An 11,942-nucleotide genomic window follows, 5' to 3' on the forward strand; every position below is an offset into this window, starting at 1 on the left:
GTATAAGCTCGACACCCCCGCGCCGGAAACGGTTGCGGGCCCCAAATTTTGATGGTGCCGCATCGTCGGCCCAAGAACTGAGCTCACTGGCGCATGGCTGAACAACTGGTCATTAACAACAGGTACCGCGAAGAAGAGCAACCAGGCTTGAACTGGTCGCGCATCATCGGTATCGCTTTCGTCATCGCGCTGCACGTAGCCGCATTCTTGTTGCTGCTGATTCCGGCCGTGGCGCCGCCCGCGGAAAAAGAGCAGGAGCAGAAGACGATCGTGACCATCGTCGATGCGCCGCCGCCGCCGCCGCCGCCGCCGCCGCCGCCGCCGCCGGATGAAACCCCGCCGCCGCCGGTCAAGAACTTGGCGCCGCCGACCCAGACTCCATTGCCGCCGCCGCCGGAAGCGCCGCCCATCGATATCGCTGAGCCGCGCCCGAACGACGTCTACACCCCGCCCGCGCCGCCCGCGCCGCCGGCCCCGGTGCAGAACATCGGCGCCAGCGTCGACATCTCGTCCAAAAACATGAATCCGCCCAAGTACCCGCCCGCCGCCGCGCGCGCAGGCATCCAGGGCACCGTGATTCTGATCATCGACGTCGATGCCAGTGGCAATGTCACCAACGTATCGGTCGAGAAGTCCAGCCGCAACCGCGACCTGGACCGTGCCGCCATGGATGCGGCGCGTAAATGGCGCTTCAATCCCGGCAAGCAGGGAACGCAAAGCGTCGCCGGCCGCGTACGCGTGCCGGTTGACTTCAAGATGTAAAGCGCGGACAAGCTTTAAGCCACACTAGAGTTTAGTCACACCCGCTTTTAGTTGCCCCGCTTTTAGTCGCATGCTCCAAACCAATCCATAAACCGCATCATTCTCATCATCACAAATAAAAGGTAAGCGTCATGCTGCAGGAAACCACCGCCGCTGCTGGAGGCACCAACGCCGCCCAGGCCCTGAACAACATGGGCTTTGAGCACCTTATTAGCGAAATGACCGCCACCCCCGGCTCCTATGTTGTTTCCTGGGTTGTGTTGATCACGCTGCTGATCATGTCCGCCCTGGCCTGGTACTGGACGATCATCAACTTCATCAAGAGCATGCGCCTGAAGGGCCAGGCCGAACGCGTGACCGGAACCTTCTGGGACACGGCCAACGCTCAGGACGCCATCCGCCTGATGGAAGAACAGCCGCGCAACGAGCCGTTCTCCAAGATCGCGCTTGACGCCGCCCAGGCCGCCGCTCACCACCAGCGTAGCGAAGGCTCCAAGCTGGCCGAATCGCTGAACCGTTCCGAGTTCGTCGACCGCGCCCTGCGCCAGGCCGTCACCCGCGAGAGCTCCAAGTTGCAGGCCGGTATGACCGTGCTGGCGACCGTTGGCGCGACCGCACCGTTCGTGGGTCTGCTGGGTACGGTGTGGGGCATCTACGGCGCCCTGATCCGCATCGGCGCGACCGGTCAGGCTTCCATCGACGCAGTGGCCGGCCCGGTGGGCGAGGCGCTGATCATGACCGCGCTCGGCCTGTTCGTAGCGATCCCGGCGGTGTTGGCGTACAACTTCTTCAACCGCACCAACAGCGCCACCAACGCCAAGTTCGACACCTTCGCACACGACCTGCACGACTTCTTCGCCACCGGCTCGCGCGTCCGCTAAGCCTGCGTCGAATTCGAACAGATCAATAACGGAGCCCGAGAATGGCCTTCAGTAGTGGTAACGATAGCGGCGGCCCCATGGCCGACATCAACGTCACGCCCCTCGTGGACGTGATGTTGGTGCTGCTGATCATCTTCATCATCACCGCACCGCTGATGTCGCATAAGGTCCAGATCAAGCTTCCCGAAGCCAACCTGGATAAGAAGGAAGACCCGACCAAGCCGCGCGCGCCGCCGATCAATCTGGCGGTCAAGGAAGACGGCACCCTGTACTGGAACGACGAGCGCATCACCAAGGAGATCCTGGAGTCGCGGCTGTCCAGCGCGGCCCAGCTGACTCCGCAGCCGCCGTTGAACCTGCGTGGCGACCGCACCACCAAGATGCGCACCATCAACGAGGTCACCAAGATCGCGCAGGAGCAGGGCATGCTGGATATCGGCTTCGTCGCCACCAAAGACAGGGGTCAATAAGCCATGGCATTCGCAACCGGTTCCGGCAAGGGCCAGCCGATGGCGGACATCAACGTCACCCCACTCGTGGACGTGATGTTGGTGCTGCTGATCATCTTCATCGTGACCGCGCCGGTCATGACCTACCCGATCGACGTCGATCTGCCGCAGCGCGTGATCAACCCGCCGCCGCAGCTGCGCGAACCGCCGCCGCCGATCGAGCTGAAGATCGACGCGTCCGGTCAGGTGACCTGGAACAACAATCCGGTCCAGGTCTCCGCGGTCCAGGCCATGATGGAAAACGAAGTACAGCGCGATCCGACCAACCAGCCGTTGTTGCAGATCGACGCCAATCCCGATGCGCAGTACGACGTCATGGCCAAGGTGCTCGCCGCGGCCAAGAACGCGCAGATGCAGAAGATCGGTTTCGTCCAGCAGGAGTGATTCCAGGCAGACGGCATCAAAAGAACGCTTCCACGCCGCCTACGGGCGGCGTGGTCGTTTGAGGGATAGGGAGGAAGAGCAGGCCGGCCGTCCTGCTTGCGGGGCGCCGAAGGCGGGAGTAGCGTGGCCTTGCCCACCGACGCAAAGGAGTACGCCATGGCTTTCTCCGCTACCGCTCGCGATTCCGTCGTTGCTGAAATGAACATCACGCCGCTGGTGGACGTGATGCTGGTGTTGCTGGTGATCTTCATGGTGTCGGCGCCGTTGCTGACCAAAACGGTCGATGCCAGCTTGCCCCAGGTGGTTCCGCCCGATCGGGAAATAATCAAACCACTGCAATTGCAGCTGGACATTGCCGACGACGGCACCTATCGCCTGGATGGACGCCTGTTGACGCCGTCCGAATTGGGCGCTCGTCTGGGCGATGCGGCGATCTACGATCCCCGCGCCGTGCTGCGCGTGCATGGCTCGTCCGGGGCCGATTACCAACAGGTCGTTACCGTGCTGGCCGAAGCGCGCAAGCAAGGAATCGTCAACCTGAGCGTGCAGCACTGAGCTGAAGTCGGAACGCGCGGCCGCACGTTGCGGTCGTTACTGTGAGGCGGAGAGGATCTGCAGGTAGTTGTGCACCGTGCGCTGCAGGCCCACATACAACGCTTCGCTGATTAGCGCGTGGCCTATGGAAACCTCCAGCAGCTGCGGTACGGCCTCCAGAAATTCAGGCAGATTGGCCTGGCTGAGGTCGTGGCCGGCATTCACGCCCAGACCTAGCGTCTGCGCTTCTCGTGCGGTATCGATGCAGGCGGCGAGGGCGGCACGCGCATCGCCCGCCGCCTGCGCCTGGGCGAAGGGTCCGGTATAGATCTCGATACGGTCCGCACCGATCTCCCTGGCCAGGGCCAGGTCCGCGCCGCCGGCGTCCACGAACAGGCTGACCCGGCAGCCCAGGGATTTCAGTTCTGCGATCAACGGGCGAAGGCGTTCGGCGTCGCGGTCGAAATCGAAGCCGTGGTCCGAAGTGAGCTGACCATCGCTGTCGGGCACCAAGGTGGCCTGGGCCGGACGCACCTGTTCGCACAGCGCCAGGAAACCGGGATAGCCCTCGCGCGGCGGAGCGAAAGGATTGCCCTCCAGATTGAATTCGACCTCGTGCTCCAGGGTCAACGCGGCCAGCGCCAGCACGTCATCGGTACGGATATGGCGCTGATCCGGGCGCGGGTGCACGGTGATGCCATGCGCTCCCGATTGCAGACAGGTGCGGGCGGCGCGAACCACGTCGGGCTCGTTCCCGCCCCGCGAGTTGCGGAGCACCGCGATCTTGTTGACGTTGACGCTTAGCGCCGTCATCGCGCGCCGCCCGCTACCGGGGAGAGTCTGGTTTCAAGAGCTGGCGGCTTCAAGAATTCGCCGGCGGCTCGACGGGCGGCTGCATGCCTGCCCTGCGGGCTTCTGCGATCTCGCGCAGACGACGCAGCTCTACCGGATCGATCATCTGGCTTTCGTCGCGGCTGTTGCTGCCGACGCGCGCTGCGTACCAGCCCATGATCCAGGCAACGAACAGGCCCAACGAAGCCAGCAAACAGACCAGCATCAATGCCATCGATGAGGTCTTCAAAGCAATCCCCATCGCCCCCAGGGCCAGCAGCAGAAATAGCCAATGCATGTTGTGCATCCCCTCCAGACAATGGGCAAAGTTTACTATTTCCGCCACGGCGAAACGCCAACCCGTTCACAGCAACAGCTTCATGACAGCCAGGCTCATAAACGCAGGTTCATAGCAGCAGGTTCATAGCAGCGGCGACATCAGGCGGGCCAACGCCTCGGGCAGCCGGTTGCGCCAGAGCGAGCGATTGCGCTGGCCGTGAACAGGCGCGGATGCGGCGATCTCGCCTTCCAGAAGCTGGGCCAAGGTCGCGGCGATCACGCGGTCGCGAAACAACATCGAAATCTCGAAATTGAGGCGGAAACTGCGATGGTCGAAATTGGCGCTGCCGATGATGGCCAGATCGTCGTCGCAGAGCAGCGCCTTGGTATGGAGCAAACGCGGACCGTATTCGTAGACCTTCACTCCGGCCGCCAGCAGCTCATCGAAATAGGAGCGCGCCGCGTAGGTCACCAGACGCGAATCGCTTAGTTTGGGCACCACCAGGCGAACATCCAAGCCGCCCAACGCTGCCGAGGTCAGGGCCATGCGCGCGGCCTCGCCGGGCACGAAGTACGGAGTCACCAGCCAAACCCGCGTGCGGGCTTCGTGGATGGCGGCCACATGAGCACGGTGGATCGCTTCCCAAGAGGAGTCGGGCCCGGAGATCAAGGTCTGCACGGCGATGCCGCCCTCGATTTCGTGTTCGATCGCCCGCCACAACGCGGTGCCCTCAAAATCCTTGCGTTTCTGCCCGGTCGCGTAAGCCCAGTCCTCCACGAACACCAGCTGCACGCTGCGCACCACTTCGCCCTCCAGACGCAGGTGCAGGTCGCGGTAGGCGGTGTCGCCCAATCGCTCATCCTCTTCATCGGTGATATTGATGCCGCCGGTGAAAGCGATCCTGCCGTCCACCACCACGATCTTGCGGTGGGTGCGCATGTTGACCCAGCTGCGGGTGAACGGACGGAAGCGGGTAGGGTGGAACCAGGCCAGCTCGCCGCCCGCTTCCAGCAACGGTGCCATGAACCGACGCGTGATCTTGGACGAGCCCACTGCATCCAACAGCAGGCGCACCTTGACGCCTGCGCGCGCGCGTTCGGCCAAGGCATCGCGCAAGCGCGTGCCGATACCGTCCGGCATGTAGATGTAGTACTCCAAGTGCACATGGTTGCTCGCCACGGCGATCGCATCGATGATCGCGTCGTAGGTGCTGCCGCCGTCCACCAGCAACTGCGCCGCGGTCGCACTGGACGGAGGCAGGCCGGTGGTGGCCTGGCCCAGCAAAGCCAGCTCCGAAGACTTGTCGTTGCCCTGATCCGAGACCTCGTGCGATTCCATGCCGTTGCGCGAATGATGGCGGCGCAAGCGGTGGCGCTTGATCTTCTGCGGGCCCAGCAGGAAATAGATCAGATAGCCCAGGTAGGGCAGCAGCGCCAGCGAGAGCACCCAGGTCAGAGTCGCAACCGGCTCGCGTTTCTGCAGCACGATCCAGCCGCACAGCAGCACGATGTACAGCAACCAGGCCAGGGTCAGGTACAACTTGAGATGCGGAATCGCCCACAACGCGTGCCACAGGTGCTGGAGGGTTTCGAGCATGCGTGAATACTAGCCGGTGTCGCCCGCCGTGAGACGCCGCGGCGCTAAAATTGGCCGCATGGGCGAGTTGATCAAAGGTCGCGGTTCCACCGGCTATTTGCCGGGCCGCTTCGAAGTGACGGTCAGCCAGACCGTCGATGACGGCTGGCATGGCGGAGAGGAAGAGGAGTTCGCCTCGGTACTGCCACGCACCCAGGTGCGCGAGGAAACCGCGCGCAGCATCATCAGCCGCAACAAATCGCCGGATATCCCCTTCTCGCAATCGCTCAATCCGTATCGTGGCTGCGAACACGGATGTTCGTACTGTTTCGCGCGTCCCTCGCATGCCTACCTCGGCTTGTCGCCGGGGCTGGACTTCGAAACCAAGATCTTCGCCAAGACCAATGCCCCGGAACTGCTGCGTCGTGAACTGGCCAAACCTGGCTATCAAGTAAGCCCGATCTCGCTAGGCATCAACACCGATGCCTACCAACCGATCGAGCGCAAACTGGAATTGACCCGGCGCATTATCGAAGTCCTCGCCGAAACCCGGCACCCGTTTTCCCTGATCACCAAGAATGCGCTGGTCATACGCGATATCGATCTGCTGGCGCCGCTGGCGCGCGAAAACCTGGTCAGCGTGCATTTTTCGGTCACCTCGCTCGATAACCGCCTTTCCGCAGCGCTCGAACCGCGCGCCTCCGCACCGCACTCGCGCCTGCGCGCCATCCGCGCGCTGCGCGACGCCGGCGTGCCGGTCGGCGTGATGGTGGCGCCGGTGATTCCGTGGGTGAACGACAGCGAGCTGGAAGCGGTGCTCGAGGCCGTCCGCGAAGCGGGCGCCGGTTCGGCGGGCTACGTGCTGCTAAGGCTGCCGCATGAAGTGGCGCCGCTGTTCCGCGATTGGTTGCAGACCCATGTGCCGGACCGTGCCGCGCACGTGATGAGCACGATCCAACAGCTACGTGGCGGCAAGGATTACGATTCCGCTTACGGCAAACGCATGCGCGGCGAAGGAGTGTATGCCGATCTATTGGAACGACGCTTCTCGCTAGCGTTAAAGCGCTACGGTTTTCCCGCCAAACGTCCGCGTCCGCTCGATTGCAGCCGCTTCCTCGCGCCGCGCGCGCCATCGCCTCAGGGCGAGTTGTTCTGACTCTTGAGAGGCCGAAGGCAGAGGGCGGCGAGTCGCTCTAAGCTTGATCAGTCTGGTGCTTTGCTGTTGGCGATCGGGCGTGCGGAAGGGCGGGGAACCTTTCCGAGAAGCGCCGCCTGCTGTACGCAAGCGGCGTCGTGTCCGAGGAAATGAGCGATTTGCAAGTGTCAGTCAGTGCCAAGACGTTTCCGTCTGGTCCATCCATCAAGGGGAAAAACAAATGAAGCTTCGTTCCATTGCAACGGCAGCCCTGCTGTTCGTTTCGTGCATTTCGGCCAGCCACGCAGCGCAGAAGGCCCAACCGTCCCAATACCGCAACAAGGAAAACAAGCAGGCCGCTCATGCGCTGCTGGAAGTGGCCAAGATACAAGCCGGCAACGGCAGCTGGGAACAGATCGCCGTCGGCCGGATCTATTATTTGGGCGGCTCCAAGCCGGAAGGGCAGGCGATCTTCGACGACGTCCTGGCGAATGATCCAGAAGGAACCGACCTTTTCCGCATCGCCCGAATCTACCGTGAGGCCGGCGAATGGGAACGAGCCAAACCGCTGTTCGAACGTGCGCTGCAGGAGAATCCGAAGGACAGCAAGGGCATGGCCGAGGTCGGCACCTATTACTTGTTGCTAGGCGATTGAGCCGCGGCAGAAGCTCTGTTCGACCGTTCGTTCAATCGCGAAGACGAATTGTGGTCGACGGTCGCGGCGGCAGGCGGCTATCTCGGCGTAGCGCCGCAGGAATAGAACGATTTGAAAATCGGCGAAGAGCGCTAGGCACTGATTCAGGCCTCTCTATTCAAGCCTATCTATTCAGGCCTACACGAAGTTCGTCATCCCAGCGAAAGCTGGGATCCATCTTGATCTTCGACTAGTGCATAAAGCAAAAGCAAAATGGATCCCAGCTTTCGCTGGGATGACGAGGCTTTTTATCTCTATTTGGACCGAAACCACCCGAATGAGAACTCACATTAAGCGGTCACTTAGGCGGGCAGAACGATCACCAATTCGTGTGGCTTCAAGCTTCCGGAAATGTGACATATCAGTACTGCAATTGTGAGAGGTCAGCGGGAAAGATTGCCTTTATAGTCGGCCGCCTCCGCAGGCAACGCTGTTCCATGCATGGTTTCTCAAAAACGCGAATCGGCAAGATCGCTGCAACTGCTGCTCATCGGCGGAACAAGTTCTTTCGCAGAGGAAGTCGCCGGCCTGCTCGAACTTAGCGGACATCAAGTGGATTACGCCGCCAGCGGCAGGCTTGGCCTGCGGTTGGCGGCAGAACACCGCTTCGATGCAGTGGTCATTTGCACGCACGTCCGTGGAGCGCTGGACGGTTTCCAGCTCTGCGAGACGATGCGCGACAATCCACATTACGATGTTCCTCTGGTCATGTTGGGCGAAAGCACCGAAGCGACGATAGCGGCCTTCCGTGCGGGCGCCGATGCCTATATGGCACGGCCTTTCGCCCGCGAGGAGGTGGAGGCGCGCCTGCATGCATTGCTGCGGCGGACCCGCGCGACGTCCTCCACGACGACCCTGCGGGTCCACACGCTGGAGCTCGATCTCACTACTCTGGAGGCCCACCGCGAAGGCCAACGCCTGGCCGTCACCCGCACCGGCATGCGGATCCTGCGCCTGCTCCTGGAGGCCACTCCCAACCTGGTGACCCGACGCCGTCTGCACGAACGGCTGTGGGGCGGCGATTATGACCACCAGTCCGACGCCAAGGTGCGCGCGCATATCTATGTACTGCGCGGGATCGTGGACAAGCCGTTCGAACGGCCGCTGATTCACACCCATCGTTGTTGCGGCTATCGGATCTCAGCGTAGAGTTTCTCCGCCGACTGGAACAGGATCCAGCTGGTAGCGATGAACTTGTCGCCATTCTGCGGGCGGTTGCCGCGATGGGTGTGGGTGAAGGCGGTGGGCGCGATCAGCAGGCTGCCGGTGCGCGGTGTCACCTTGCGTTGTTGGAACAGGAATTCGGTTTCGCCTTCCTCGAACCCGTCGTTGAGATACAACGTCCATAGCAGATGCCGGTGTAGGGTTTCGGCACTGGCATCGCGCGGATACAGCTCGCAATGCCAGTACGGATAACCGCCTTCGCCCGCCGAATACCATTGCAGGTTGATCGCGCCCGGGCGCAGGCAGACGCGCGCCAATTCGGCGATTGCCTTGTCGTCCATCGCAGCGAAATCCTCGGCTTGCAGGCGGCGCAAGCCCCCGCGGGGATCCGGTTGTTGCAGCATCAGCGGCGAGATCAGCGCTTGCGGGTATTTCCGCAGATACGCCAGCACCCCGGCGAACACGGCCTGCTGCAGACGCGCATCCACTTCGGCCCAGTTTGGATTTCCGCTGATGCGCAGGTCGCGACTATGTTTGAGTTCCGGGTGTACGCCTCCGCCCACCCGGCCCGGTTGCAGTCCTTCGCTGCCGCGCAGGCGCGACACGATCGCCGCGCAGGTGTCGCGGTCGACAGCGTCGTCTATGACTTCGATGAAATCCATGTGCGTGCAGGAGTTCTGGAAAGACCTGCGCGCAACTGTATCGCGGAATCGGTGGCAGCGGCGTTCCGCCGCGAGCTGTTGCCTGTGTTCTAACAAGGGCTCGCGGCGGGACGCCGCTCCCACGCGGTCGCATCTACTTCAGATTATCCGCAGCGTGATCGCCTTCAACACCGCGCGGGTACGGTCGCGGGTGCCCAGCTTGTCCAGAATGGTGGAAACGTAGTTCTTAACCGTGCCCTCGGCCAGGAACAGGCTGCGCGCGATTTCCTTATTGGAATAGCCGCCGGCCAGCAAGCGTAGGATCGCCACCTCACGGGTGCCAAAAGTTTCGGTGGGCGCGGATTCGTCGCGGAAGCGGAAGCGTGCGCGTACCGGGTCGGTGCTCACAGGCTGCAGCAGGGTCTCGCCCGCAGCCACCCGCACGATGGCGTCGCGCAGGTCTTCCGGCGCGGCGTCCTTCAGCAGGAAACCCTGCGCTCCCGCATCGGTCGCCCGCAGCAGCAGGTCGCTGTCGTCGAAGGTGGTTAGCAGCAACACCGGCGTGTGGTCGCCGCGCTCGCGCAGGCGCAGCAGAGCGTCGATGCCGTCCACGCCGGGCATGCGGATATCGCTGAGCACCACGTCGACGGATTCGCGTACCAGTTTGTCCAACAGATCGCCGCCGTCGAGGGCCTCGAAAACCACCACGATGCCCTGGTGTTCGAGTAGGGCGCGCAAGCCGCCGCGCACCAGCGCTTGATCGTCGGCCAGGGCGACGCGCAACGAAGGCGCGCTCATCGGCTGCGTGCTCTTCGACGGCGTGCTCATGCTGGCAACCTCGCTTCGATGCGCAAGCCACCTTGCGGCGTGGTTTCCAGCCGCAACGAACCCCTCACGGCGTCGATACGCTCACGCATGCCGGCGATACCGTTACCTTCGCGCAGCCGCCCTTGCAGACGGCCATCGTCTTCGATACGCAGCAGCACGTCATTGCCCTCGCGGCTCACATTGACCGACAGCATGTCGGCGTCGGCGTGGCGCGCGCTATTGGTCAGCGCTTCCTGGACCAGCCGCAAGATCGTCTCGGCTTGCACCGGGTCGGCGATTTTCACTTGTTCGTCGATATGCAACCTCAAGACCGGTTTGGGCAAAGGTGCGGCCAGCGCGCGCAACGCGGTATGCAGATCCAACCCGCGGGAATCGCGCAAGGCCTGGACCACGTTGCGGATGTCGTCCAGCAGCTCGGACGCCAGCTGTTGCGCAGTGCGCACTTCTTCGCGCCCGGCCAGATCGGGTTCGGCGGCTAGCGCGCGCAGATTGAGTTTCATCGCGGTCAGTTTGTGTCCGGCGACGTCGTGCAGTTCGCGCGCTACACGCAGACGTTCGGAGTCGCGCGCGCTGTCGGCCAGCAGGGCGCGGGTGGCGAGCAGATCGGCGTTGACCAGGGCCAGCTGATCGCGCGTCAGTTCGGCATTGCGAGCGTAGTACACGCACAGTCCGGCCAGGGCCTGGAAGCCAAGATTGATCAGCACCATGGTCAACGGCGAATTCAACTCCGCCTGCAGCAGCAGCAGATAGAACACCACGTCCGCCAGCAGCACGACCGTGGCGGCCAGCTTCGGCAGCCAGACACTGAAGGCCACTGCGGTCCACACGACCAGCAGCACCTGCGCGGTCCCCAGCCGCGGCGTGTACCAGGTCAGCGTCAACGCCACCGCCGGCATCAGCAGCAGCGAAACCACGCGCGTGCGCCGCCAGTGTTCCGATCCGGCGCTGATCACCACAAACAGCGCGCTGAAGGCCGCCAGCAGCGCGGCGGCGACGATGAGCTGCGGCAGCGGCAGGAAGCGCAGCGACAACCCGACCGCGGCCAGGGTGAACAACCCGGCCAGATTCATCGGTTGGCGCAGCTCGCGGAAGAATTCGTGCATGTCGCCATGCTGCGGGTTGCCTCGCGCGCTGGCAATGCGTCCGGTGCAGGAAGTGACTTCCGGCACCCTCGATCGATGACCAACGGCAACTGATCCGTCTGTGGCCCGATCGCACACTGACCACGCCATCCCACCCGCCAGAGGAAATCGACATGACCCGCATCCCCACCCCGCGCATCGCCTCGCTCGTCCACACCGCGATAGGACTCGCTCTGCTGGTGAGTGGCCCCGCCTTCGCCGGCGATCTCACCGTCAAGCTGCATGGCGTACGCGCGCAGACCGGCCTGATCAAGGCGGCGGTGGTCGATTCGCAACAGGCTTGGGACGGCAAGGCCGCGCCGGTACAGGCCGATGGAGCTCCTGCGCAGACTGAAGAGGCGACCTTCCTCTTCAAGGATCTCAAGCCTGGCAGCTACGCAGTGATGATCACCCACGACGAAAACGGCAACGGCAAGCTGGACACCAATGTCGTGGGCATGCCGCTGGAAGGCTACGGCTTCAGCAATAACCCGCAGGTGATGCGCAAGCCGACCTGGGACGAAGCGCGCTTCGACGTCACCGCCACCGGCGCGGCCATCGACATCGACCTGCGCTGAGACGCACCACGCCAGCCGCCATCAC

The 11,942-nt window shown here is 63.1% G+C and carries 15 protein-coding genes; 9 read left to right on the forward strand and 6 right to left on the reverse strand.

All coding sequences use genetic code 11. From position 1 onward, the window contains the following. The first annotated feature begins 93 nt into the window (after positions 1-93). The 5 genes from AC1DTQ_RS06515 (at position 94) to AC1DTQ_RS06535 (ending at position 3,091) form a co-directional block, all read left to right on the forward strand. Positions 94-762: an energy transducer TonB gene (locus AC1DTQ_RS06515; protein WP_430540585.1), complete on the forward strand. Its 669-nt coding sequence runs from the start codon at positions 94-96 to the stop codon at positions 760-762. Positions 763-893: 131 nt separating this feature from the next. Then, on the forward strand, positions 894-1,643 hold the full coding sequence (locus AC1DTQ_RS06520; RefSeq protein WP_477848707.1) for a MotA/TolQ/ExbB proton channel family protein: 750 nt from the start codon (positions 894-896) through the stop codon (positions 1,641-1,643). A gap of 41 nt (positions 1,644-1,684) precedes the next feature. Then, on the forward strand, positions 1,685-2,113 hold the full coding sequence (locus AC1DTQ_RS06525; RefSeq protein ID WP_477848708.1) for an ExbD/TolR family protein: 429 nt from the start codon (positions 1,685-1,687) through the stop codon (positions 2,111-2,113). 3 nt (positions 2,114-2,116) lie between these two features. Then, a complete protein-coding gene (locus tag AC1DTQ_RS06530) occupies positions 2,117-2,536 on the forward strand; it encodes an ExbD/TolR family protein (RefSeq protein ID WP_093289455.1) in 420 nt (139 codons plus the stop codon). A gap of 156 nt (positions 2,537-2,692) precedes the next feature. Beyond that, positions 2,693-3,091 (forward strand): ExbD/TolR family protein, encoded by a 399-nt coding sequence (locus AC1DTQ_RS06535; RefSeq protein ID WP_477848709.1) that lies wholly within the window; start codon positions 2,693-2,695, stop codon positions 3,089-3,091. A gap of 36 nt (positions 3,092-3,127) precedes the next feature. On the opposite strand, the gene AC1DTQ_RS06540 is transcribed toward AC1DTQ_RS06535, so the two are convergent. From AC1DTQ_RS06540 to cls, 3 genes are all read right to left on the reverse strand, one after another. Continuing rightward, on the reverse strand, positions 3,128-3,883 hold the full coding sequence (locus tag AC1DTQ_RS06540) for a pyridoxine 5'-phosphate synthase (protein ID WP_477848710.1): 756 nt from the start codon (positions 3,881-3,883) through the stop codon (positions 3,128-3,130). A gap of 49 nt (positions 3,884-3,932) precedes the next feature. Then, positions 3,933-4,199: a hypothetical protein gene (locus AC1DTQ_RS06545; RefSeq protein WP_477848711.1), complete on the reverse strand. Its 267-nt coding sequence runs from the start codon at positions 4,197-4,199 to the stop codon at positions 3,933-3,935. A 123-nt stretch (positions 4,200-4,322) separates the two neighbouring features. Next, positions 4,323-5,777, reverse strand: coding sequence for a cardiolipin synthase (gene cls, locus AC1DTQ_RS06550; protein WP_477848712.1), 1,455 nt, complete (start codon positions 5,775-5,777; stop codon positions 4,323-4,325). Between the two features lie 58 nt (positions 5,778-5,835). On the opposite strand from cls, the gene AC1DTQ_RS06555 reads away from it, so the two are divergent. The 3 genes from AC1DTQ_RS06555 (at position 5,836) to AC1DTQ_RS06565 (ending at position 8,734) form a co-directional block, all read left to right on the forward strand. Then, positions 5,836-6,912, forward strand: coding sequence for a PA0069 family radical SAM protein (locus AC1DTQ_RS06555; protein WP_477848713.1), 1,077 nt, complete (start codon positions 5,836-5,838; stop codon positions 6,910-6,912). 220 nt (positions 6,913-7,132) lie between these two features. Then, a complete protein-coding gene (locus tag AC1DTQ_RS06560; protein WP_477848714.1) occupies positions 7,133-7,546 on the forward strand; it encodes a tetratricopeptide repeat protein in 414 nt (137 codons plus the stop codon). A gap of 480 nt (positions 7,547-8,026) precedes the next feature. Next, a complete protein-coding gene (locus AC1DTQ_RS06565; RefSeq protein ID WP_477848715.1) occupies positions 8,027-8,734 on the forward strand; it encodes a response regulator transcription factor in 708 nt (235 codons plus the stop codon). Here the strand turns inward: AC1DTQ_RS06565 and AC1DTQ_RS06570 are convergent. The 3 genes from AC1DTQ_RS06570 to AC1DTQ_RS06580 form a co-directional block, all read right to left on the reverse strand. Beyond that, complete coding sequence (locus AC1DTQ_RS06570) at positions 8,716-9,411, reverse strand: 2OG-Fe(II) oxygenase (RefSeq protein WP_477848716.1); 696 nt, start codon at positions 9,409-9,411, stop codon at positions 8,716-8,718. The two genes, AC1DTQ_RS06565 and AC1DTQ_RS06570, sit on opposite strands and share 19 nt — an antisense overlap. Positions 9,412-9,549: 138 nt before the next feature. Further along, on the reverse strand, positions 9,550-10,188 hold the full coding sequence (locus tag AC1DTQ_RS06575; RefSeq protein WP_477849148.1) for a response regulator transcription factor: 639 nt from the start codon (positions 10,186-10,188) through the stop codon (positions 9,550-9,552). Between the two features lie 26 nt (positions 10,189-10,214). Further along, positions 10,215-11,450 carry a sensor histidine kinase gene (locus tag AC1DTQ_RS06580; RefSeq protein WP_477848717.1) on the reverse strand — a complete coding sequence of 412 codons (1,236 nt, stop codon included), beginning with the start codon at positions 11,448-11,450 and terminating at the stop codon, positions 10,215-10,217. Positions 11,451-11,473: 23 nt separating this feature from the next. On the opposite strand from AC1DTQ_RS06580, the gene AC1DTQ_RS06585 reads away from it, so the two are divergent. Beyond that, the gene (locus AC1DTQ_RS06585; RefSeq protein ID WP_477848718.1) at positions 11,474-11,917 is read left to right on the forward strand and encodes a DUF2141 domain-containing protein; all 444 of its coding nucleotides are present in this window, start codon (positions 11,474-11,476) and stop codon (positions 11,915-11,917) included. Positions 11,918-11,942 lie beyond the last annotated feature (25 nt).

This window comes from Pseudoxanthomonas sp. P4_B2, from assembly GCF_056402315.1.